Source organism: Pseudomonas sp. GW456-L13, assembly GCF_017350115.1.
Classification (GTDB): Bacteria; Pseudomonadota; Gammaproteobacteria; order Pseudomonadales; family Pseudomonadaceae; genus Aquipseudomonas; species Aquipseudomonas jessenii.
Genome location: NZ_JACNAS010000002.1, coordinates 1322605 through 1346170, shown reverse-complemented (window position 1 = coordinate 1346170; position 23566 = coordinate 1322605). Strand labels below are relative to the sequence as shown.

At 60.1% G+C, this 23566-nt stretch carries 22 protein-coding genes; 14 read left to right on the top strand and 8 right to left on the bottom strand.

All coding sequences use genetic code 11. The annotated features are described in order from the left end of the window. The first annotated feature begins 8 nt into the window (after positions 1-8). From J4D25_RS20185 to J4D25_RS20155, 7 genes are all read left to right on the top strand, one after another. The gene (locus tag J4D25_RS20185) at positions 9-1106 is read left to right on the top strand and encodes an amino acid ABC transporter permease (RefSeq protein WP_057713401.1); all 1098 of its coding nucleotides are present in this window, start codon (positions 9-11) and stop codon (positions 1104-1106) included. Positions 1107-1134: 28 nt separating this feature from the next. Further along, complete coding sequence (locus J4D25_RS20180; protein WP_007989979.1) at positions 1135-1899, top strand: amino acid ABC transporter ATP-binding protein; 765 nt, start codon at positions 1135-1137, stop codon at positions 1897-1899. 255 nt (positions 1900-2154) lie between these two features. Continuing rightward, entirely contained in the window at positions 2155-2814 is a 660-nt protein-coding gene (locus tag J4D25_RS20175) for a FadR/GntR family transcriptional regulator (RefSeq protein ID WP_057713402.1), read from the top strand. Further along, complete coding sequence (locus J4D25_RS20170; RefSeq protein WP_057713403.1) at positions 2804-4108, top strand: CynX/NimT family MFS transporter; 1305 nt, start codon at positions 2804-2806, stop codon at positions 4106-4108. Before J4D25_RS20175 ends, J4D25_RS20170 begins: the two co-directional genes overlap by 11 nt. A gap of 111 nt (positions 4109-4219) precedes the next feature. Further along, on the top strand, positions 4220-4690 hold the full coding sequence (locus J4D25_RS20165; RefSeq protein ID WP_057713404.1) for a nuclear transport factor 2 family protein: 471 nt from the start codon (positions 4220-4222) through the stop codon (positions 4688-4690). Positions 4691-4730: 40 nt separating this feature from the next. Continuing rightward, the gene (locus J4D25_RS20160; RefSeq protein WP_057713405.1) at positions 4731-5051 is read left to right on the top strand and encodes a GIY-YIG nuclease family protein; all 321 of its coding nucleotides are present in this window, start codon (positions 4731-4733) and stop codon (positions 5049-5051) included. A gap of 88 nt (positions 5052-5139) precedes the next feature. Further along, a complete protein-coding gene (locus J4D25_RS20155; protein ID WP_057713406.1) occupies positions 5140-6075 on the top strand; it encodes a glutathione S-transferase family protein in 936 nt (311 codons plus the stop codon). Positions 6076-6174: 99 nt separating this feature from the next. Here the strand turns inward: J4D25_RS20155 and J4D25_RS20150 are convergent, their stop codons facing one another. Then, positions 6175-6525: a glutaredoxin family protein gene (locus J4D25_RS20150; protein ID WP_057713407.1), complete on the bottom strand. Its 351-nt coding sequence runs from the start codon at positions 6523-6525 to the stop codon at positions 6175-6177. Continuing rightward, complete coding sequence (gene yejK, locus J4D25_RS20145) at positions 6525-7529, bottom strand: nucleoid-associated protein YejK (RefSeq protein ID WP_008018580.1); 1005 nt, start codon at positions 7527-7529, stop codon at positions 6525-6527. Before yejK ends, J4D25_RS20150 begins: the two co-directional genes overlap by 1 nt. Before the next feature lie 396 nt (positions 7530-7925). On the opposite strand from yejK, the gene J4D25_RS20140 reads away from it, so the two are divergent. Further along, entirely contained in the window at positions 7926-8207 is a 282-nt protein-coding gene (locus tag J4D25_RS20140) for an HU family DNA-binding protein (RefSeq protein ID WP_007905514.1), read from the top strand. Between the two features lie 174 nt (positions 8208-8381). Here the strand turns inward: J4D25_RS20140 and rlmF are convergent, their stop codons facing one another. The 5 genes from rlmF to J4D25_RS20115 all read right to left on the bottom strand — a co-directional run bounded on the left by rlmF (position 8382) and on the right by J4D25_RS20115 (position 16543). After that, on the bottom strand, positions 8382-9404 hold the full coding sequence (gene rlmF / locus J4D25_RS20135) for a 23S rRNA (adenine(1618)-N(6))-methyltransferase RlmF (RefSeq protein ID WP_057713408.1): 1023 nt from the start codon (positions 9402-9404) through the stop codon (positions 8382-8384). A 269-nt stretch (positions 9405-9673) separates the two neighbouring features. Further along, on the bottom strand, positions 9674-12520 hold the full coding sequence (locus tag J4D25_RS20130; protein ID WP_057713409.1) for a valine--tRNA ligase: 2847 nt from the start codon (positions 12518-12520) through the stop codon (positions 9674-9676). A gap of 239 nt (positions 12521-12759) precedes the next feature. Then, complete coding sequence (locus J4D25_RS20125; RefSeq protein ID WP_057713410.1) at positions 12760-14076, bottom strand: MFS transporter; 1317 nt, start codon at positions 14074-14076, stop codon at positions 12760-12762. 409 nt (positions 14077-14485) lie between these two features. Continuing rightward, on the bottom strand, positions 14486-15718 hold the full coding sequence (locus J4D25_RS20120; RefSeq protein ID WP_057713411.1) for a transporter associated domain-containing protein: 1233 nt from the start codon (positions 15716-15718) through the stop codon (positions 14486-14488). A gap of 12 nt (positions 15719-15730) precedes the next feature. Beyond that, positions 15731-16543 (bottom strand): inner membrane protein YpjD, encoded by an 813-nt coding sequence (locus tag J4D25_RS20115; protein ID WP_057713412.1) that lies wholly within the window; start codon positions 16541-16543, stop codon positions 15731-15733. Positions 16544-16753: 210 nt separating this feature from the next. Here J4D25_RS20115 and ffh point away from each other — a divergent pair, with 210 nt between their 5' ends. From ffh to rplS, 5 genes are all read left to right on the top strand, one after another. Continuing rightward, complete coding sequence (ffh, locus tag J4D25_RS20110) at positions 16754-18130, top strand: signal recognition particle protein (protein ID WP_057713413.1); 1377 nt, start codon at positions 16754-16756, stop codon at positions 18128-18130. Between the two features lie 409 nt (positions 18131-18539). Next, on the top strand, positions 18540-18791 hold the full coding sequence (gene rpsP / locus J4D25_RS20105; RefSeq protein WP_007972721.1) for a 30S ribosomal protein S16: 252 nt from the start codon (positions 18540-18542) through the stop codon (positions 18789-18791). Between the two features lie 5 nt (positions 18792-18796). Then, positions 18797-19333, top strand: a complete 537-nt coding sequence (rimM, locus tag J4D25_RS20100; RefSeq protein ID WP_057713414.1) for a ribosome maturation factor RimM — start codon at positions 18797-18799, stop codon at positions 19331-19333. 2 nt (positions 19334-19335) lie between these two features. Continuing rightward, on the top strand, positions 19336-20088 hold the full coding sequence (gene trmD / locus J4D25_RS20095; protein ID WP_007897583.1) for a tRNA (guanosine(37)-N1)-methyltransferase TrmD: 753 nt from the start codon (positions 19336-19338) through the stop codon (positions 20086-20088). Positions 20089-20133: 45 nt separating this feature from the next. After that, positions 20134-20484: a 50S ribosomal protein L19 gene (rplS, locus tag J4D25_RS20090; RefSeq protein WP_003175895.1), complete on the top strand. Its 351-nt coding sequence runs from the start codon at positions 20134-20136 to the stop codon at positions 20482-20484. 203 nt (positions 20485-20687) lie between these two features. Here the strand turns inward: rplS and J4D25_RS20085 are convergent, their stop codons facing one another. Continuing rightward, entirely contained in the window at positions 20688-22499 is a 1812-nt protein-coding gene (locus tag J4D25_RS20085; protein WP_057713415.1) for a sodium:proton antiporter, read from the bottom strand. 107 nt (positions 22500-22606) lie between these two features. Between J4D25_RS20085 and xerD the strand changes: the two genes are divergently transcribed. Beyond that, entirely contained in the window at positions 22607-23503 is an 897-nt protein-coding gene (xerD, locus tag J4D25_RS20080; protein WP_056853624.1) for a site-specific tyrosine recombinase XerD, read from the top strand. Positions 23504-23566: the final 63 nt, after the last annotated feature.

Below are 23566 nucleotides of genomic sequence, written 5' to 3'. Positions count from 1 at the left end.
AAAAGCGCATGAGTACTCATACTTTCAAACCCGACATGCCACCGCCGGCCAAGGTCTTCGGCCCGATGGCGTGGATGCGCGCGAACATGTTCTCCAGCTGGCTCAACACCCTGCTGACCCTGTTTGCGTTCTACCTCATCTACCTGGTGGTACCGCCGATCCTGCAGTGGGCGATCCTTGACGCCAACTGGGTCGGCACCAGCCAGGCCGATTGCACGAAGGAGGGCGCCTGCTGGGTGTTCATCCAACAGCGCTTCGGCCAGTTCATGTACGGCTACTACCCGCCGGTACTGCGCTGGCGCGTGGACCTGACGGTGTGGCTGGCGATTGTCGGCGTGGCGCCGTTGTTCATCTCGCGCTTTCACCATAAGGCGGTGTACGGGCTGAGCTTCCTGGTGCTGTACCCGATCATTGCCTGGTGTCTGCTGCATGGCGGCGTATTGGGTCTGGACGCCGTGGCGACCAGCCAGTGGGGCGGCCTGATGCTGACCCTGGTGATTGCCACCGTCGGCATCGCCGGTGCGTTGCCACTGGGGATCGTCCTGGCGCTGGGCCGTCGTTCGAACATGCCGGCGATTCGCGTGGTCTGCGTGACCTTCATCGAGTTCTGGCGCGGCGTGCCGTTGATCACGGTGCTGTTCATGTCCTCGGTGATGCTGCCGTTGTTCCTGCCGGAAGGCATGAACTTCGACAAGCTGCTGCGGGCGCTGATCGGCGTGATCCTGTTCCAGTCGGCCTACGTGGCCGAAGTGGTGCGCGGTGGTCTGCAAGCAATTCCCAAGGGACAGTACGAAGCGGCGGCGGCGATGGGCCTGGGTTACTGGCGCAGCATGGGTCTGGTGATTCTGCCGCAGGCCCTGAAACTGGTGATCCCCGGCATCGTCAACACCTTCATTGCGCTGTTCAAGGATACGAGCCTGGTGATCATCATCGGCCTGTTCGACCTGCTCAACAGCGTCAAGCAAGCCGCCGCCGACCCGAAATGGCTGGGCATGGCCACCGAAGGCTATGTGTTCGCCGCCCTGGTGTTCTGGATTTTCTGTTTTGGTATGTCGCGCTATTCCATGCATCTGGAACGCAAGCTCGACACTGGCCACAAGCGCTAAGTCGCTACCTAATTTAGGAAGTTTTGTGATGAGCGAAGCAATCAAACAGCCTGTGAGCCCTGAAGGCATTATTCAGATGCAGGGCGTGAACAAGTGGTACGGTCAGTTTCACGTACTCAAGGACATCAACCTCAACGTCAAGCAGGGCGAGCGTATCGTGCTGTGCGGCCCGTCGGGTTCCGGAAAGTCCACCACCATCCGCTGCCTCAACCGTCTGGAAGAGCACCAGCAGGGCCGCATCGTGGTCGATGGCGTGGAGCTGACCAACGACCTCAAGCAGATCGAAGCGATCCGCCGTGAAGTCGGCATGGTGTTCCAGCACTTCAACCTGTTCCCGCACCTGACCATCTTGCAGAACTGCACCCTGGCGCCGATGTGGGTGCGCAAGATGCCCAAGCGCAAGGCCGAGGAAATTGCCATGCACTACCTGGAACGCGTACGCATTCCGGAGCAGGCGCACAAGTACCCGGGGCAACTGTCCGGCGGTCAGCAACAGCGTGTGGCGATCGCTCGCGCGCTGTGCATGAAGCCGAAGATCATGCTGTTCGACGAACCGACGTCGGCACTCGACCCGGAGATGGTGAAAGAGGTACTGGACACCATGATCGGCCTGGCCGAAGACGGCATGACCATGCTCTGCGTGACCCATGAAATGGGCTTCGCGCGTACCGTGGCCAACCGCGTGATCTTCATGGACAAGGGCGAAATCGTCGAACAGGCAGCGCCGAACGACTTCTTCGACAAGCCGCAGAACGAGCGCACCAAGCTGTTCCTGAGCCAGATCCTGCATTGATCAGCCCCTGGCACTGAAATAAACCCGGACTGAGTTCCGGGTTTATTTTTGTCTGCGGAAAACTCATACCCCAGTAGGAGCGAGCTTGCTCGCGATGGACTGGAGAGCGCTGCGGGGTGCCTGCCAACCAGCGTTATCGTTGACGACCATCGCGAGCAAGCTCGCTCCTACAGGGGGAGGGCTGTTGCCGTTCTGGGATATGTTGACTAACATGTCAGAAAATTCATCCTATGATTGGATGACAGGGCGAATTCCATGTCAGAAATTTCTCCATTAGTGAAACGATCCCTGGTCGATCAGGCCCTGGATCAGTTGCGCCTGCGCATCAACCAGGGCACCTGGGTCGTGGGTCAGCGCTTGCCCACCGAGCCTGAGTTGTCCGCCGAGCTGGGCATCAGTCGCAACACCGTGCGCGAAGCCATGCGCGTGTTGGCGTTTTCCGGGTTGATCGAAATCCGTCAGGGCGACGGCAGTTACCTGCGGGCGGTGGTCGATCCGCTCGATACTTTGAAGGCGCTGTCCCGTTGTTCTCTTGATCAGGCCCGGGAAACCCGGCACATCCTCGAAGTCGAGGCCATTGGCCTGGCGGCAGTGCGCCGAACCGATGAAGACCTGGTGGCATTGCGCGAGGCCCTGAGTGTCAGCGGCAGCCACTATCACGGCGATCTCGACACCTACATCGCCTGCGACCTGGTGTTTCACCGCCGGTTGGTGGACGCCGCACACAACCCGACCCTCAGCGAGTTGTATCGCTATTTCTCCAGCGTCGTCGGCGCCCAATTGCGCCAGATCCTGAACATCGTCCCGCGCCGTCAGGAAGTGTTCGACCTGCACATCGCGTTGCTCGATGCCGTCGAGCAACGCGACCCGGAACGAGCCAAAGCCCTGTCGAGGCAGTTGATCAATGAACCTTGAAACCGAGAAGTCCATGCACCGCAGTGAGTTATCCACAGCCCTCAAACGTTCGGCCGAGCTGGAAGAGTTGCTGATCGATGCCGAGGCCGATGACGAACAGGTCCAGCAAGCTCACCCGGTTCTGCACCGGCCCTGGCTGTTGCTGCTGGGCCTGATTTTGGTGGCGCTGAACCTGCGTCCGGCGCTGTCGAGCATGGCGCCGATGCTCAGCGAGGTCTCGAAGTCCCTTGGCTTGTCGGCGTCCGCGGCGGGGTTGCTGACCACGTTGCCGGTGCTTTGCCTTGGCCTGTTTGCGCCGTTGGCACCCGTGCTGGCGCGGCGATTTGGTGCGGAGCGGGTGGTGCTGGGCATTCTTCTGACCCTGGCGGGCGGGATCATCCTGCGTAGTTCGTTCGGTGAAATCGGTCTGTTTGCCGGCAGTGTGCTGGCCGGTGCCAGCATCGGCGTGATTGGCGTGTTGCTGCCGGGCATCGTCAAGCGCGACTTCCCGAAACAGGCCGGGACCATGACCGGTGTCTACACCATGGCCCTGTGCCTGGGCGCGGCGATGGCGGCGGGTGCGACCGTGCCGTTGAGTGAACACTTCGACAAGAATTGGGCGATGGGCCTCGGCTTCTGGGTCATTCCTGCATTAGCGGCCGCGCTGTTCTGGTTGCCGCAAGTCGGCCAGAAACACGGCGCGCACAACGTCGCCTACCGGGTTCGCGGATTGCTGCGCGATCCGCTGGCCTGGCAAGTGACCTTGTACATGGGCCTGCAATCGTCCCTGGCCTACATCGTATTCGGCTGGTTGCCGTCGATCCTGATCGGACGCGGCCTGACTCCGACACAGGCCGGTCTGGTGCTGTCGGGTTCGGTGATCGTTCAACTGGTCAGCTCCCTCGCCGCGCCATGGCTGGCGACGCGCGGCAAGGATCAGCGCCTGGCGATTGTGATCGTGATGGCCCTGACCCTCGGCGGTCTGTTCGGTTGCCTGTACGCCCCGATTGAAGGTCTGTGGGGCTGGGCGATTGTGCTGGGGCTGGGGCAGGGCGCCACGTTCAGCCTGGCATTGACTCTGATCGTGCTGCGCTCGCGGGACTCCCACGTTGCGGCGAACCTGTCGAGCATGGCCCAGGGCTTCGGTTACACCCTGGCGTCCATGGGGCCGTTCGCGGTCGGCATCGTGCATGACTGGACCGGCGGCTGGACGGCCGTGGGCTGGATCTTCGGTGTCATCGGCTTAGGTGCGATCCTCGCCGGCCTGGGGGCCGGACGTGCGTTGTTCGTGCAGGTCGAAAGCGAAAAGGTCTGATTCCCGCACACTGTCGGTATTCGTCTTGCGAATGCCGATAGTGTTCGACCCATTTGCAGACTATCGTGCAGGCAATCTTTCGATACCCATTGCACAACAGGGAGTCTGCCCATGAGTGAAGTCCACAGCGCCTTGATCACCCGTTTCTACCAGGCCTTCCAGCGTCTCGACGGCGAGGCGATGGCTGCCTGCTACACCGATGACGTGGTGTTCAGTGACCCGGCGTTCGGCGAGCTTCGTGGTCGTGATGCTGGCGATATGTGGTGCATGCTCACCACCCGCGCCAAGGATTTCTCCCTGACCTTCGATCATGTCCGTGCCGATGATCGTATCGGTAGCGCCCATTGGGTCGCGACCTATCTGTTCAGCCAGACTGGCAATACCGTGGTCAATGACATCCAGGCACGCTTTGTCTTTCGCGATGGCAAGATTTGCGAACATCACGACAGTTTCGACCTGTGGACATGGTCACGCCAGGCCCTGGGTTTCAAAGGTCTGCTGCTGGGCTGGACGCCACTTGTTCGCAACGCCGTTCGCTCACAGGCCCTGAAGGGGCTGAAGGCATTCCAGGCCAGTCGCTGATAAGATCGCGGCTTGTTTTCCTTCAAGCCCTGATCGTTACGTGACCACCCTCAGCGAAAGCCCTGTCGACGCCGACATCCCCGCGAGCAAAACCTGGTTCGTCTACCTCGTTCGCGCGGCCAACGGTTCGCTCTATTGCGGGATCAGCGATGATCCCGTGCGTCGCTTCGCCAAGCATCAAAGCGGCAAGGGCGCGCGATTCTTTCTTTCCAGCCCGGCCATGGCCCTGGTCTACACCGAACGCTGTCGCGACAAAAGCGATGCGTTGCGTCAGGAGCGGCTGATCAAGAAACTCAAGAAGAGCGCCAAGGAATGCCTGGTGGCGAGCGCAGCGAGCACAGCCCCTGGCTTATCACTCTGACTGATCGGTTCCCATCAGGCAGATCTGTAGGCTGCCAGGTGATTGCGCGCTAAGCTGCGGACTCCTGATCCTTGCGGCGGAGCCGAGCATGTCCGAGTTGATTCTGCATCATTACCCGACGTCCCCCTTTGCCGAGAAGGCCCGCCTGCTGCTGGGCTTCAAGGGCTTGTCCTGGCGCTCGGTGAAGATCTCGCCAGTGATGCCAAAACCGGATCTCACGGCGTTGACCGGTGGCTATCGCAAGACACCGGTGTTGCAGGTCGGTGCCGATATCTATTGCGACACGGCATTGATTGCCCGGCGACTGGAGCAGGAAAAGGCCTTGCCGGCGTTCTTCCCGGAAGGTCAGGAAATGATCGCCGCGTCCTTTGCCGCCTGGGCTGATTCGGTGGTGTTCCAGCATGCGGTGAGCCTGGTGTTCCAGCCGGAATCGATTGCCGTGCGTTTCGGTAATTTACCGCAGGAAGCGATCAAGGCGTTTCTGGCCGACCGCGCCGGTTTGTTCAGTGGTGGTAGCGCGACAAAATTGTCTACCGAACAGGCGAAGCACCAGTGGCCGACGATCATGTCGCGTCTGGAGCAACAGTTGCAGCGCGAGGAGGGTGACTACCTGTTTGGCGAGCCGTCGATTGCCGACTTCGCCCTGGCTCATTGCCTCTGGTTCCTCAAGGCCACGCCGGTGACGGCTCCGCTGGTCGAAGCTTATCCGGCAGTCAATGCATGGCATGCGCGGGTGTTGGGCTTCGGTCATGGCGCATCCAGCGAGATGAGTTCCGAGGAGGCTCTGGCAGTGGCGCGCACGTCCACGCCAGCGGCTTTGCCGGATGAGCAATTCGTCGATCCCAACGGGTTCACGGCGGGTCAGCAGGTGGTCATCGCGGCCACGGACTACGGTGTTGATCCGGTGGCGGGGGAATTACTGTTTGCCGGCCGCGAAGAACTGATTGTACGGCGAGAGGACGAACGCGGCGGTGTGGTGCATGTGCACTTCCCGCGGTTTGGTTTCCGGATCGAAGCCTGCTGAAAAAACTTTGTGGGAGCGAGCTTGCTCGCGATGGCGGACTGACATTCGACAAAATTGTTGGCTGTGTTGGCCTCATCGCGAGCAAGCTCGCTCCCACAGTTACTTCAACGCAGCCAGAATCGCATCCGGGTCATACCCGCGAATCAGCGTCCCGTTCACATCGATGATCGGAATGCCCCCACCGCCCAGCGCCTGATAGTCCTCGCGCGCGGCAGCATCCTTCTCGATGTCGAACTCCTTGTACGCAATGCCTTTCTGATCGAGGAAGCGCCGGGTCAGCTTGCAGTAACCACACCATTCGGTGGCGTAGAGCACAACGTTGGCCTTGGCCTGCGTCTGCGCCGACACCACTTGCGATGGATTGAACACCCGCTCGATCTTGCCCCAGTTCTGATAGGCCACGACCACCAGCAGGATCAGCAGGAATTTCTTCAGTACGCCGCCGAGCATCAGTTGCGACGCTTCAGCTGATCGGTGAGCGAAGTGGGCAGGCCCTTGATGATCAACGTGCCGGCTTCCTCGTCGTACTCGATCTTCGAGCCCAGCAGGTGTGCTTCGAAACTGATCGACAGGCCTTCGGCGCGACCAGTGAATCGGCGGAACTGGTTCAGGGTGCGTTTATCGGCCGGGATTTCCGGCGAGAGGCCGTAATCCTTGTTGCGGATGTGATCGTAGAAGGCCTTCGGGCGTTCTTCGTCGATCAGCCCCGACAACTCTTCCAGGCCCATCGGCTCACCGAGCTTGGCCTGGCTACTGGCGTAATCCACCAGGGTCTTGGTCTTCTCGCGGGCGTCGTCTTCCGGCAGGTCTTCGCTTTCAACGAAATCACTGAAGGCCTTGAGCAGGGTGCGGGTTTCACCCGGACCGTCGACGCCTTCCTGGCAGCCAATGAAGTCGCGGAAATACTCCGAAACCTTTTTGCCGTTCTTGCCTTTGATGAACGAAATGTACTGCTTGGACTGTTTGTTGTTCTGCCACTCGGAAACGTTGATCCGCGCCGCCAGGTGCAACTGGCCAAGGTCGAGGTGGCGGGATGGGGTCACGTCCAGTTCGTCGGTTACGGCCACGCCTTCACTGTGGTGCAGCAGGGCGATGGCCAGGTAGTCGGTCATGCCTTGCTGATAGTGTGCGAACAGCACGTGGCCGCCGACCGACAGGTTCGACTCCTCCATCAGTTTCTGCAGATGCTCGACCGCCACGCGGCTGAACGCAGTGAAATCCTGACCGCCCTCGAGGTACTCCTTCAGCCAGCCGCTGAACGGGAACGCGCCGGATTCCGGATGGAACAGGCCCCAGGCTTTACCCTGTTTGGCGTTATAGCTTTCGTTGAGGTCGGCGAGCATGTTCTCGATGGCCGCAGACTCAGCCAGTTCAGAGTCGCGGGCGTGGAGAACTGCAGGTGTGCCGTCGGGTTTTTTGTCGATCAGGTGGACGATGCAATGACGGATCGGCATGGGCTTCTCGGCTGAATGAAGAGAGGAGGGCGCGCTCCCCCGAAAAAGCGCCCAGTGTACCGCAACCACTGGTTTTGGCGCGGTGCGAAGGCCAATTCCCGGGCGACCGGCGGCGCTTATGCGATTTTTTCCCGATTTAGAGCAATAAAGCTGACCAAATGGGTAGCTGGAGGCGGATATTTCCCCGTCTCTGTGCTAGCTTTGCCCGGTCTTGCGCGAAGTCACTGCGTTAAGCGTGCAGTCAGCATTTGTCAGGTCGAACCAAACCCTGATTTCGGTATCTATAACCCCGATCCCGAGGTTATTTGGCCGAGGGTGCCAGATCCAGAAGATCGGGCTCGATAGCTGACATTGCACTCTGCAATCCATATGAATTTGATAGGGAAGGAACACTAAATGGCTCTTACTAAAGACCAACTGATCGCCGACATCGCTGAAGCTATCGACGCGCCGAAAACCACCGCGCGTAACGCTCTGGACCAACTGGGCCAAATCGTTGCCGATCAGCTGGAAAACGGCGGCGAAATCACTCTGCCAGGTATCGGCAAGCTGAAAGTGACTGAGCGCCCTGCCCGTACTGGCCGTAACCCTTCGACTGGCGCTGCCATCGAAATCGCTGCCAAGAAAGTGATCAAGCTGGTTGTGGCCAAAGGCCTGACCGACGCTGTTAACAAGTAAGACTTGTTAAAAAAAAACCGTGCACCGGAGCGATCCGGGCACGGTTTTTTTGTGCCTGCGATTGTAGGAGCGAGCCTGCTCGCGATGGGCGCAAACGATAACGCGGGCAGTCTGAATGAACGCGTTGCTCTCAGGTTTTTCGCGAGCAGGCTCGCTCCTGCAGGTGGACGTGTTTTAGTTTTTAGGCGCCCAACGTTCGCGCCAAACCTGTTGCTGGACTGGAGTCTGGAAAGTCCACGCCACGAAGCGGCTCTGCTTCTGTCCCTGACCCATTTCCACTACCTGACTGTCCAGCGCGCCAGCCTTGTTCAGGGCCGCCTGGATCGCCGGCAGGTTCGACGCCTTCGACACCAGTGTGCTGAACCACAGCACTTGTTGCGCCACCTGCACACTCTCGCTGACCAGTTGCGTGACGAAACGCACTTCTCCGCCCTCACACCACAATTCCGCCGCTTGGCCGCCAAAGTTCAATACCGGCAGCTTGCGTTTCGGATCGGCCTTGCCCAGGGCTCGCCATTTGCGTGTGCTACCCCGTGTGGCCTCGTCCAGCGAGGCGTGGAATGGCGGGTTGCACATGGTCAGGTCGAACCGCTCTGCGCTCTCCAGCAGGCCGGTGAGGATCTGCTTGGGGTTGCTCTGCTGGCGTACCTGGATCGCTTTGTTCAGGCCATTGGATTGAATGATGGCCTTCGCCGCGGCGATGGCGGTCGCATCGATATCGGAACCGAGGAACTGCCAGCGATAGTCGCTGTAACCGATCAGCGGATACACGCAGTTGGCGCCCATGCCGATGTCCAGCACCTTCACGGCGGCGCCACGGGGGATCACACCGTCATTGCCACTGGCCAGCAGGTCGGCGAGGAAGTGCACGTAATCGGCGCGGCCTGGCACCGGTGGGCACAAGTAGTCGGCCGGAATGTCCCAGTGAGCGATGCCATAGAACGACTTGAGCAGCGCTCGGTTGAACACCCGCACGGCTTCCGGGCTGGCGAAGTCGATGCTTTCCTTGCCGTACGGATTGATGATTACGAATTTCTTCAGTTCCGGGGCACTTTTGATCAGCGCCGGAAAGTCGTAGCGACCCTGATGGCGATTGCGCGGGTGCAGGCTGGCCTTTTCCTTCGGGGCGACGGCCGTGGCCGGGGTCTTCGGGGCAGGCTTTTTGCGCGCAGGCTTGGGGGAGCGGGGGGCGGTCATGGCGGTGGTCGATTCGGGTATGGCTAAAAGTGGCGGGCATTGTCCCACATCCGGCCCGTGTGAACCCAATTGTGGCAAACACCGCTGTCCCTTGTGGGAGCGAGCTTGCTCGCGATGGCGGTCGGTCAGTCAATATTGATGTTGAATGTTATGGCCTCATCGCGAGCAAGCTCGCTCCCACAGGGGATTTTTGGCGTTTGGGAAAATGGGACAACAGGCACAAAAAAGGGAGGCCATTGCTGGCCTCCCTTTTTCATTGCGACTCGCCGTTACAGGCTGGCAATCCGCGCATGCTGCTCGGCCAGCTTGCCCAGGGCCTGTTCGGCCTCGGCCAGTTTGGCGCGTTCTTTCTCGATGACTTCAGCCGGTGCCTTGTCAACGAAACCGGCGTTGGACAGCTTGCCGCCGACTCGTTGCACTTCACCTTGCAGACGCTGGATTTCCTTGTCCAGACGCGCCAGTTCCGCACCTTTGTCGATCAAGCCGGCCATTGGCACCAGCACTTCCATCTCGCCGACCAGTGCGGTGGCGGACAGCGGTGCTTCTTCGCCAGCAGCCAGCACAGTGATCGATTCCAGGCGCGCCAGTTTCTTCAGCAGGGCTTCATTCTCGGTCAGACGACGCTGGTCCTCGGCGCTGACGTTCTTCAGGAACAGCGGCAGCGGTTTGCCCGGGCCGATGTTCATTTCGCCGCGGATGTTACGGGTGCCGAGCATCAGGCCCTTGAGCCATTCGATGTCATCTTCGGCCGCCTGATCGATGCGTGTTTCGTTGGCCACTGGCCAAGGTTGCAGCATGATCGTCTTGCCTTCGATGCCGGCCAGCGGCGCGATGCGCTGCCAGATTTCTTCGGTGATGAACGGCATGAACGGGTGCGCCAGACGCAGGGCGACTTCCAGCACGCGCACCAGAGTGCGACGGGTGCCGCGCTGGCGTTCGACCGGTGCGTTTTCGTCCCACAGCACAGGCTTGGAGAGTTCCAGGTACCAGTCGCAATACTGGTTCCAGATGAACTCGTACAAGGCTTGTGCTGCCAGGTCGAAACGGAACTGGTCAAGCTGGCGGGTCACTTCGGCTTCGGTGCGCTGCAGCTGCGAAATGATCCAGCGGTCAGCCAGGGACAGCTCAAAGGCTTCGCCGTTCTGGCCGCAGTCTTCGCCCTTGTCCAGTACGTAGCGCGCCGCGTTCCAGATCTTGTTGCAGAAGTTGCGATAACCTTCGACGCGGCCCATGTCGAACTTGATGTCACGACCGGTGGACGCCAGCGAGCAGAAGGTGAAGCGCAGGGCGTCGGTGCCGTAGCTGGCGATGCCTTCGGCGAACTCGTCGCGGGTCTGCTTCTCGATCTTCTTCGCCAGTTTCGGCTGCATCATGCCGGAGGTGCGCTTCTGCACCAGGGCTTCGAGTTCGATGCCGTCGATGATGTCCAACGGGTCCAGGACGTTGCCCTTGGACTTGGACATCTTCTGGCCCTGGCCATCGCGCACCAGGCCGTGGACGTAGACGGTCTTGAACGGAACCTGCGGAGTGCCGTCTTCGTTTTTCACCAAATGCATGGTGAGCATGATCATCCGGGCAACCCAGAAGAAAATGATGTCGAAGCCAGTCACCAGGACGTCGGTGGAGTGGAATTTCTTCAGGAACTCGGTTTTTTCCGGCCAGCCGAGGGTGGAGAACGTCCACAGACCCGAGCTGAACCAGGTGTCGAGAACGTCGTTGTCCTGTTGTAGCGCAACGTCCGGGCCGAGGTTGTGCTTGGCCCGCACTTCGGCTTCGTCGCGACCGACATAGACCTTGCCCGACTCGTCGTACCAGGCCGGAATCCGGTGGCCCCACCACAACTGGCGGCTGATGCACCAGTCCTGGATGTCGCGCATCCACGAGAAGTACATGTTTTCGTACTGCTTCGGCACGAACTGGATACGACCGTCTTCAACGGCGGCAATCGCAGGCTCGGCCAAAGGTTTGGTGGACACGTACCACTGGTCGGTCAGCCAAGGCTCGATGACGGTGCCGGAGCGGTCGCCTTTCGGTACCTTCAGGGCGTGATCGTCAACGCTGACCAACAGGCCGGCGGCGTCGAACGCGGCCACGATCTGCTTGCGTGCTTCGAAGCGGTCGAGACCGGCGTATTCGGCCGGGATCTTGCCGTCGATGGTTTCGTTCAGCGTGCCGTCGAGGTTGAACACCTGGCAAGCCGGCAGGACCGATGCGTTCTTGTCGAAGATGTTCAGCAGCGGCAGGTTGTGACGCTTGCCGACTTCATAGTCGTTGAAGTCGTGGGCCGGGGTGATTTTCACGCAGCCGGTGCCGAATTCAGGGTCGCAATAATCGTCGGCGATGATCGGGATGCGGCGGCCAACCAGTGGCAGCTCGACAAATTTGCCGATCAGGGCTTTGTAGCGTTCATCGTTCGGGTTAACGGCCACGGCGGAGTCGCCGAGCATGGTTTCCGGGCGAGTGGTCGCGACGATCAGGAAGTCGTTGCCTTCAGCGGTCTTGGCGCCGTCGGCCAGCGGGTATTTCAGGTTCCACAGGAAACCTTTCTCGTCGTGGTTCTCCACTTCGAGGTCGGAAATCGCCGTGTGCAGCTTGGTGTCCCAGTTGACCAGGCGCTTGCCGCGGTAGATCAGGCCGTCTTCGTGCAGGCGGACGAAAGCCTCTTTAACGGCCTCCGAGAGGCCGTCGTCCATGGTGAAGCGCTCGCGGCTCCAATCTACGGACGAACCGAGGCGACGGATCTGACGGCTGATGTTGCCACCGGACTCATCTTTCCACTCCCAGACTTTCTCGAGGAATTTCTCGCGGCCCAGGTCATGGCGGCTCTGGCCCTTGGCTTCGAGCTGACGCTCCACCAACATCTGCGTGGCGATACCGGCGTGGTCGGTGCCCGGCTGCCACAGGGTGTTGCGACCCTGCATGCGGCGGAAACGGATCAGGGCGTCCATGATCGCGTTGTTGAAGCCGTGACCCATGTGCAGGCTGCCGGTGACGTTCGGCGGCGGGATCATGATGGTGTAGGACTCGCCCGCGCCTTGCGGGGCGAAGTAATTCTCTGACTCCCAGGTGTTGTACCAGGAAGTTTCAATGGCGTGCGGCTGGTAGGTCTTATCCATGCGCGGCGGGACCCTATTGGCATTTATTCAGGAAAAGCCGGGAAGTATAGCGGGGATGAGCCCATGCGCGTAGAGCGAGGTGACAATGGGTGGGGGAAAAGTTGTGGTTTTTCGGGGAGTGTTTTGTCTGCAATGACGCCATCGCGGGCAAGCCACGCTCCCACAGGATCAGTGTCGATCACAAAATAGTGGTTCGACAAAAAAACTGTGGGAGCGGGCTTGCCCGCGAAAGCAATCTGTCAGGCGACCTGATTCAAATCGTTATGCCGCGTTTCCTTCAGGCACAGCACCGCGATCAAACTCAGCACCGCCGCCGCGGACACATAACCGCCGACATAACTCAACCCGCCCATCGCCACCAGTTTCTGGGCGAAGAACGGCGCCGCGGAAGCACCGACGATACCGCCCAGGTTGTAGGCCGCCGAGGCGCCGGTGTAGCGCACGTGGGTGGGGAACAGCTCCGGCAGCAACGCCCCCATAGGCGCAAATGTCACACCCATCAGAAACAGTTCGATGCACAGGAACAACGCCACGCCCCAGGTCGAGCCTTGGGTCAACAGCGGTTCCATGAGGAAGCCGGACAGGATCGCCAGCACACCGCCGATGATCAGCACCGGTTTGCGACCATAACGGTCGCTGGCCCAGGCCGACAGCGGGGTGGCGGCAGCCATGAACAACACCGCGAAGCACAACAGGCCGAGGAAGGTTTCGCGGCTGTAGCCGAGCGTTGCCACGCCGTAACTCAGGGAAAACACGGTGGAGATGTAAAACAGCGCGTAGCACACGACCATCGCGCCGGCTCCCAGCAAGACGGGTACCCAGTATTGGCCGAACAGCTCGAACAGCGGGATCTTCACTCGTTCCTGGCGCGCCATGGCGTTGGCGAATACCGGGGTCTCATGCAGCTTGAGACGAACATACAGGCCGACCATCACCAGTGCGGCGCTGAGCAGGAACGGAATACGCCAGCCCCATGAGCGGAACTGTTCGTCATCCAGCACCACGGCCAGGGTCAGGAACAGGCCGTTGGCCGCCAGAAAGCCGATGGATGGACCCAGCTGCGGGAACATGCCGAACCACGCGCGCTTGCCTTTCGGCGCGTTCTCCGTGGCCAGCAATGCCGCGCCGCCCCATTCGCCGCCCAATCCAAGGCCTTGGCCGAATCGCAGGACGCAAAGCAGGATCGGTGCCCAGGCGCCAATGCTGTCGTATCCCGGCAGCACGCCGATCAGCGTGGTGCACACGCCCATCAGCAGCAGCGAGGCGACCAGGGTCGACTTGCGGCCGATACGGTCGCCGAAGTGACCGAAAAGAGCCGAACCCAAGGGGCGTGCAAGGAAGGCGATGCCGAACGTGAGAAAAGCCGAAAGCATCTGGGCGGTGCCGGATGTCTGCGGAAAGAACACCGGGCCGATCACTAGCGCGGCGGCGGTGGCATAGACGTAGAAGTCGTAGAACTCGATGGCGGTACCGATGAAGCTTGCGGTGGCCACGCGGGTGGCGGAGTTCGTCGGTTGCGCAGGTGTGGAGTCGCTGTAAGTCGTGCTGGTCGTCATGCGGTTATCCCTGACAGTCATGTGCTCCAGTGGAGCGAATTATTATGGTCGAGAACCCAGGGATGTGGGCGGAGGCACGGTCGCTGTTCAAGGTAGGAACAGTCGTCGGTTTGTTGCGGACTTTGCTGGTGGACAGGCCGGATGCTGCGAAGTGCGGGGTAAGCACGGGGCCGGCGAGGCTTGGGTAAGCGTTTCGATTATAGGAAGGTGGCTAACGATCGAACAAGAGGGCTTGCGAGGACATTGTGGCGAGGGGGCTTGTCGGAACGCCGCACCGCCCCGTTCGGCTGCGAAGCAGTCGTAAAGTCGGCAGCCACGGTGTACCAGATGAAAAGTAGTTGCATGGTTTAGCACTGCTTCGCAGCGCAACGGGGGCAAGCCCCCTCGCCACAAGGATTTGTGTTGGGTTTTAGATAACGACAGGCATCGGGCTGGTCTGCCAGATCAGCACTCGCGTGACACGGTTTTCCTCGGTCTCGAGAATTTCCAGGCGATACCGGCCGATCTTCAGGCACACCGCGCTTTCGGGAATGGTTTCCAGGGCCTCGGTGACCAGACCGTTCAGGGTTTTCGGGCCATCGCTGGGCAGGTGCCAGCCGAGGCTCTTGTTCAGCTCGCGAATGGACGCGGCACCGTCGATCACCAGGCGTCCGTCGGCTTGCGGATGAATGTGTGGGTTGTCCAGGCTCTGCTGGCTTTCGAACTCGCCGACGATTTCTTCGAGAATGTCTTCCAGGGTGACGATGCCCAGCACTTCGCCGTATTCGTCGACCACCATGCCCAGGCGCCGCTGCTGCTTGTGAAAGTTGAGCAGTTGCAGTTGCAACGGGGTACTTTCCGGCACGAAGTACGGCTCGTGGCTGGCCGCCAGCAACGCTTCCCTGGTCAGGCTCGCATCGGGCAGCAAGTGAAGGATGTGTCGGGTGTTGAGGACGGCTTCGACCTGGTTGATATCGCTGTGGAACACGGGCAGGCGCGTGCGTTTGTTGTGGCGCAATTGTTCGATGATTTCTTCGATGGAGTCATCGAGATTGATGCCGTCCACGTCGCTGCGCGGTACCAGGATGTCATTGACGGTAATGTTGTCCAGCGCGTGGATGCCTGGCAGCGGGTGAGGGCGGCTTGCGGTTTCGGAGGGCGCATGCCGCTCCGTCAGCGTTTCGTCCTCGCTTTGTTGCACCACTTTGGCTTTACGGGCGAATGGGCGCGTCAGCAGCTGACTGATGCTGTTGAGCAGCCATGCCGCGGGATAGATGATTTTCAGCGGCAACCGCAGCAGGTTGTTGCCCTGGGCCAGGATCGCATCCGGATAGCGGGTGGCGAGGGCGCGTGGCAAATAGTCGGAAAACACCAGCAACATGGCGCCCGCTCCGAGGCAGGCGACCCACGGGCCGTTCTCGGCCCAGGTGAACAAGGCCAGCAAGGTGCTGATGACCACCACGAGTGCACGGCAGAGGGTGTTGCAAAAAATCAGGCTGGCCAGTGGGAAGCTGAGTTTTGCTACCGGTTTGTCGCTGGAACGCGTTGCGGTGCGCTGGGCCAGCAAATGCTGGTGCGCCGCTTCGATGGCGGTAAACAGCCCTGACCATAAAACCAGCAGGGTCACTACCGCGAGCATCGGCCCTATGGGCAAGTCGTCCATTAATGCCGCCCGTCAGATATGCAGGATGTATTCACGAACCAGCTTGCTGCCGAAATACGCCAGCATCAGCAGGCAAAAACCGGCCAGGGTCCAGCGAATGGCTTTGTGCCCGCGCCAGCCAAGGCGATTGCGTCCCCACAGCAGCACGCTGAAAACGACCCAGGCCAGGCAGGCCAGCAGTGTTTTGTGCACCAGATGCTGGGCGAACAGGTTCTCGACGAACAACCAGCCGGAAATCAGCGACAGCGACAACAGCGTCCAGCCGGCCCATAGGAAACCGAACAGCAGGCTTTCCATGGTTTGCAGCGGCGGGAAGTTCTTGATCAGCCCGGATGGGTGTTTGTGCTTGAGCTGGTGGTCTTGAATCAGCAGCAGCAAGGACTGGAACACCGCGATGGTGAACATGCCATAGGCCAGAATCGAAAGCAGGATGTGGGCGAGGATGCCCGGCTCCTCATTGATGATCTGTACCGTGCCGGCGGGGGCAAAATGCGCCAGCAACACGGTCAAGGCCCCAAGCGGGAGCAGCAGGACCAGCAGGTTCTCCACCGGAATCCGCGAGCAGGCCAGCAGGGTCAGTGCGATGACCGCCACGGCTATCAGGCTGGCGGCACTGAAGAAGTCCAGGGCCAGGCCGGTCGGGGTCAGCAGGTGGGTGAGCAGGCTGACGCTGTGGGCCAATACGGCGAGCACGCCGAGCATGACCAGCAGGCGTTTGTTGACCTTGGCGCCGGACGCCAGGCGAGTGCCCTGGTAAATGGTCGCAGCGGCGTACAAGCAGGCGGCGGCGAGAGTAGTTAGCAAGCTGGGTGACAAGGGGAGCATAAATCCTGTTAGGCAAGCCCGAAAGTCGCTGAGTTTGGCATAGAACCCCCGCCACACGAAAGACCGCGCAACCCGACGGCGAGGTGTCCGCCGGCCGCAGTCTTCGCTATAATCCGCGACCTGCCCACGCCGCAGGCTCGCCGAGCACACGTTTAGTCCGGTCCGGGCCGCCATTATCCCGGTCTACACAGGGCCTGAAAGGATCGCGCAATGTTTGAAAACTTAACCGACCGTCTCTCGCAGACGCTGCGCCATGTCACCGGCAAGGCCAAGCTGACTGAAGACAACATCAAAGACACCCTGCGCGAAGTGCGCATGGCGTTGCTCGAAGCCGACGTCGCCCTGCCGGTGGTCAAGGACTTCGTCAATTCGGTCAAGGAACGCGCCGTCGGCACAGAGGTGTCACGCAGCCTGACGCCGGGCCAGGCCTTCGTGAAGATCGTCCAGGCCGAACTCGAAAGCCTGATGGGCGCGGCCAACGAAGATTTGAACCTGAGCGCAGTGCCGCCAGCGGTCATCCTCATGGCAGGTTTGCAGGGCGCTGGTAAAACCACCACCGCCGGCAAGCTCGCGCGCTTCCTTAAAGAGCGCAAGAAGAAGTCGGTCATGGTCGTGTCCGCCGACGTTTATCGTCCAGCGGCGATCAAACAGCTGGAAATGCTCGCCGGTGAAGTCGGCGTTACCTTCTTCCCGTCCGACCTGAGCCAGAAGCCGGTCGCGATCGCGCAAGCGGCTATTAAAGAAGCCAAACTCAAATTCATCGACGTGGTCATCGTCGATACCGCCGGTCGCCTGCACATCGATGAAGAGATGATGGGCGAGATCAAGGCCCTGCACGCCGCGATCAACCCGGTCGAAACCCTGTTCGTGGTCGACGCCATGACCGGCCAGGACGCCGCCAACACGGCCAAGGCCTTCGGCGATGCATTGCCGCTGACCGGTGTGATCCTGACCAAGGTCGACGGTGACGCCCGTGGCGGTGCCGCACTGTCGGTGCGCGCCATCACCGGCAAGCCGATCAAGTTCATCGGTATGGGCGAGAAGAGCGAAGCGCTCGATCCGTTCCATCCTGAGCGTATCGCCTCGCGCATCCTCGGCATGGGCGACGTGCTCAGTCTGATCGAGCAGGCAGAAGCGACCCTCGACAAGGACAAGGCCGACAAACTGGCCAAGAAGCTGAAGAAGGGCAAGGGCTTCGACCTCGAAGACTTCCGCGATCAGCTGCAACAGATGAAGAACATGGGCGGCCTCGGCGGGCTCATGGACAAGCTGCCGAACATGGGTGGCGTGAACCTGGCGCAAATGGGCAACGCCCAGGGTGCGGCAGAGAAGCAATTCAAGCAGATGGAAGCCATCATCAACTCCATGACCCCGGCCGAGCGCCGTGACCCTGAGATGATCAGTGGTTCGCGCAAGCGCCGGATCGCCATGGGTTCCGGCACCCAGGTGCAGGACATCGGCCGCTTGATCAAGCAGCACAAGCAGATGCAGAAGATGATGAAGAAGTTCTCCGCAAAAGGCGGAATGGCCAAGATGATGCGCGGCATGGGCGGAATGTTGCCCGGCGGCGGCATGCCAAAGATTTAGTGTCCAGTCACGCCAATACTGCTCAATTTTGGCGGCGCCTGTGGACCTCATGCTGCGTTGCCGCTCCTCGCCATAGCCAGCTATGACTCGTCGCGGCGCCTTGCCTGAGGTCCACAGTCACTCGCCAAAATATGAGCATTATTGGCGAGACTGGACAGAAGAATCCGCGCCGGTCATCGCACCGGCGCAGACCCGCAAGGAAGCGGGATCTCCAGCAAACCCGCACTTGGCGGGAGCTGACCGGCCGTTTTCAACGACGGCTCTATAGCAAATCTGCATGGCGGCCGATAGACCGCCGGAAAAAGTCATTTGCAAAAGTCCGGATATTCCTTAGAATATGCGGCCTTTCGGGCACCCATGCCCGCTGTGCCTTTAGATTTGCAGCACCGACTACAGGAACGATGTTCACATGCTAACAATCCGTCTTGCCCTTGGCGGCTCCAAAAAGCGCCCGTTTTACCACTTGACCGTAACCGACAGCCGCAACCCGCGCGACGGTTCGCACAAGGAACAGGTTGGCTACTTCAACCCTGTTGCCCGTGGTCAGGAAGTTCGTCTGTCCGTGAACCAAGAGCGCGTAGCCTACTGGCTGAGCGTTGGTGCACAACCTTCTGAGCGCGTTGCTCAGTTGTTGAAGGAATCTGCTAAGGCTGCGGCCTGAGCAATATGAACGCGACGCCTGCCATTGCTGATGATTTGATCGTTATCGGCAAGATTTATTCTGTTCACGGCGTTCGCGGCGAAGTGAAGGTGTACTCCTTTACTGATCCGATTAAAAACCTGCTGGACTACAAAACCTGGACGCTCAAGCGTGACGGTAATGTAAAGCAGGTAGAGCTGGTCAGCGGACGCGGGAATGACAAGTTCCTGGTCGCAAAGCTCAAGGGTCTCGATGATCGCGAAGAAGCTCGTCTTCTGGCCGGTTATGAGATCTGCGTGCCGCGCAACCTGTTCCCTGAACTGACCGACGGCGAGTACTACTGGTACCAGCTGGAAGGTCTCAAGGTCATCGATACGCACGGACAACTGTTCGGAAAAATCGATCACCTGCTGGAGACCGGCTCGAACGATGTCATGGTGGTCAAGCCTTGCGCTGGCAGCCTGGATGATCGCGAACGCCTGTTGCCCTATACGGAGCAATGCGTGTTGGCCGTCGACCTGGCCGCGGGCGAGATGAAGGTGGATTGGGACGCGGATTTCTAAGCGTGGCTAACTTGCGCGTAGAAGTGATCAGTCTGTTTCCCGAGATGTTTTCCGCCATCAGCGAGTACGGCATCACCAGTCGGGCGGTGAAACAGGGGCTCTTGCAGCTCACCTGTTGGAATCCGCGAGACTACACGACGGATCGACATCACACTGTGGACGATCGCCCGTTTGGCGGTGGTCCGGGCATGGTGATGAAGATCAAGCCCCTGGAAGATGCTCTGGTTCAGGCCAAGGCAGCAGCCGGGGAGGCGGCGAAGGTGATTTACCTGTCCCCCCAAGGCCGTCAACTGACTCAGTCGGCGGTACGCGAGTTGGCGAATCTGGATGCATTGATCCTGATTGCCGGCCGCTATGAAGGCATTGACGAGCGTTTTATTGATGCTCATGTCGATGAAGAGTGGTCGATTGGCGACTATGTACTGTCTGGCGGCGAGCTGCCGGCGATGGTCCTGATCGATGCGGTTACACGACTGCTGCCTGGAGCTTTAGGGCATGCGGACTCCGCAGAGGAAGATTCCTTTACGGATGGTTTGCTGGATTGCCCGCACTACACCCGACCGGAGGTGTATGCGGATCAGCGTGTTCCCGACGTATTGCTAAGTGGCAATCACGCGCACATCCGGCGTTGGCGTTTACAGCAGTCCCTTGGTCGGACCTTTGAACGACGCGCCGATCTTCTGGAAAGCCGCTCGCTTTCTGGAGAAGAGAAGAAGCTGCTCGAGGAATACATCCGCGAGCGGGACGATAGTTAACAACGTATCGATGGTAGATCCGACGATTTACCTTAGGAGCACAGCATGACTAACAAAATCATCCTTGCACTCGAAGCAGAGCAGATGACCAAAGAGATCCCTACCTTTGCCCCGGGCGACACCATTGTCGTTCAGGTGAAAGTGAAGGAAGGCGACCGTTCGCGTCTGCAAGCGTTCGAAGGTGTTGTTATCGCCAAGCGTAACCGCGGCGTAAACAGTGCATTCACCGTTCGTAAAATCTCCAACGGTGTTGGCGTAGAGCGTACTTTCCAGACCTACTCCCCGCAAATCGACAGCATGGCTGTCAAGCGTCGCGGTGACGTACGTAAAGCCAAGCTGTACTACCTGCGCGACCTGTCGGGCAAAGCAGCTCGCATCAAGGAAAAACTGGCTTAAGTCCAGCTTCCGATGCAAAAAAAGCAGCCTGCGGGCTGCTTTTTTGTTGCCTGCGGTTTAACGAATTCTCCGGATCGCGGCCTGACGCGAGACCGAGTTGCGGCCATCGCGAGCAAGCTCGCTCCCACAGTAGATCTTCTGCGACCGCAATGCCTGTGAACGCCATAGATCCCCTGTGGGAGCGAGCTTGCTCGCGATGCGATTTACGTAGCGTCGCTGGTTTCAGGCTGAATCAACGCCAACAACGTCCACCCTGCTGAAGGCTTGACCGCACTGTCCGGCGTCACCACATGCACCCAGCCACTGTCATCACGAGCAAACAGCAGAGTCGCACGCTCGCCATGCAACGCCTGATAATCCTCCCAGCCAAAGCCCTCGGTCAGGTTCGTGCTGTACAACTCACCCCCCTGATGCAGCTGATTGGCCAGCTTGATGTAGGTTAACTCCTCATTGCCTAGCAAACGCCCGCGATGTTCATGGCTGGCGCGATGTTTGTCGGTGCGTCGGCTCTCCTGGCCGCTGGCCAGTCCGAACAGCCGTTGATGGCCGAAATCATGGCGAAAACGCATTGCGGCGAGGGTGTTCAACTCCCCGGACGGTGACAACGCCAGCAAATGCCCGAGGCCGACCAGATCCAGATGCGCATCGGCATGTTGCGAGGCCGGGTTGCCAAAATAGGTCGGCAAGCCTTCCATCCGGGCTGCGCGAATGTTTTCCCAGCTCGAATCTGTCAACAGTACGCGACTGCCCAGTTGCTGCAGGGCCTTGCCCAGCGTGCGCGCAGGTCCGTTGGCGCCGATGATCAGAAAGCCGCTCGGTGCCGGTTCCGCCACCTTCAGCAGGCGCGCCAGCGGTCGTGCCGTGGCGCTTTGCAACACCACCGTGCCGATGATCACCGCAAAGGTGAGCGGCACCAGCAGCAACGCTCCCTGGTGACCGGCCTCATGCAGGCGAATGGCGAAGATTGCCGACACCGCCGCTGCCACGATGCCCCTTGGGGCAATCCACGCCAGCAGCGCCCGTTCGCGCCAGCCCAGGCTGGAGCCCGCCGTGCTCAGCAGCACATTCAAAGGGCGGGCGATGAACTGAATGACCAGCAGCAAAATCAGCACCAGAGGCCCGAGGCCGATCATGGCGTTCAGGTCCAGCCGTGCCGCCAGCAGAATGAACAGGCCGGAGATCAGCAACACGCTGAGGTTTTCCTTGAAATGCAGGATGTGCCGTACATCCACGCCTTTCATGTTGGCCAGCCACATGCCCATCAGTGTCACGGCCAGCAACCCGGATTCATGGGTGACCTCGTTGGAGGCAATGAAAATACCCAGGACTGCCGCGAGCGCCGCCAGGTTGTGCAGGTATTCCGGCAGCCACTGGCGGCGAATCAGGGTGCCGAGCAACCAGCCACCAAAAATACCGAACAGGCTCCCGCACAAAATCACGCCGCCGAAGGTCAGCAGGCTTTCCTTGAGGCCGTTACCTTCGGCACTGGCAATGATGAAGCTATAGACGACTACCGCCAGCAGGGCGCCGATGGGGTCGATGACAATGCCTTCCCAGCGCAGGATATTGGCAATCGACGCTTTCGGGCGCACGACGCGCAGCATCGGTACGATCACGGTCGGCCCTGTCACCAGGGTCAGGCTGCCGAACAGGATGGCCAGCAACCAGTCGAACCCCAGCAGCCAGTGAGTGGCGACAGCAATGACCACCCAGGTGGAGAGGGCGCCAATGGTGACCAGGCGATGGACGACGCTGCCGATTTCGCGCCACTCGGACAGATGCAGGGTCAGGCTGCCTTCGAACAGGATCAGCGCCACCGCCAAGGACACCAGCGGCATCAGCAATGGCCCGAACATTTCTTGCGGGTCGAGCAAGTGCAGCACGGGGCCAGCCAGGATGCCGGTCAGCAGCAGAAAAAGAATCGCCGGCAATTTCAAGCGCCAGGCCAGCCATTGGCAAAGCAGCGCCGCCGCGCCTATCCCGCCAAATGCCAATAAAATCTGCTGCTCGCTCATTGCTGCTCCCTGTTCCTTGAAATGGCGGCCTATGAAAGACTAGCGGCCGTTTTCATGTCCAATCTTAATTTTGCGTGCAGCCTCAAGGCTGCATGATTCGAGTACCCATGCCTGCCATCGATCACCCGCTGATAGACCAATTCCTCGATGCCCTGTGGTTGGAGAAAGGTCTTTCCGACAACACCCGCGATGCCTATCGCAGTGACCTGGCGCTGTTCAACGGCTGGTTGCAGGAAAAAGGGCTGGAGCTGATCAACGCTGGCCGCGAACTGATCCTTGATCACCTGGCTTGGCGTCTGGAACAAAACTACAAGCCTCGTTCCACTGCGCGATTTCTCTCCGGTGTGCGTGGGTTCTATCGCTACTTGCTGCGGGAAAAACTCATCGCCGTCGATCCGACCCTTCGCATCGACATGCCGCAGCTGGGTAGGCCGCTGCCGAAATCCTTGTCGGAAGCCGACGTGGAGGCGCTGTTGAAAGCGCCGGACCTGAGCGAAGCCATTGGCCAGCGTGACCGGGCCATGCTTGAAGTCCTGTACGCCTGCGGTCTGCGAGTGACGGAGTTGATCAGCCTGACGCTGGAGCAGGTCAATCTACGTCAGGGCGTGCTGCGCGTGATGGGCAAGGGCAGCAAGGAGCGTCTGGTGCCGATGGGTGAAGAGGCAATTGTCTGGGTCGAGCGCTACATGCGCGATGGCCGTGGCGAACTGCTCGGCGGGCGTCCCAGCGATGTGTTGTTCCCGAGTCAGCGTGGCGAGCAGATGACGCGTCAAACCTTCTGGCACCGGATCAAGCACCAGGCCAAGGTGGCCGGGATCGGCAAGTCGCTGTCGCCGCACACCTTGCGCCATGCCTTCGCCACGCATCTGCTCAATCACGGTGCAGACCTGCGGGTGGTGCAGATGCTGCTGGGGCACAGCGATTTGTCTACGACGCAGATCTACACCCATGTTGCCCGGGCGCGCTTGCAGGATCTGCATGCTAAGCATCATCCACGCGGGTGAACTTCCCGAGATTCGCTTTTCTGTGGGAGCGGGCTTGCCCGCGAAGAGGTCGGCACATACAAC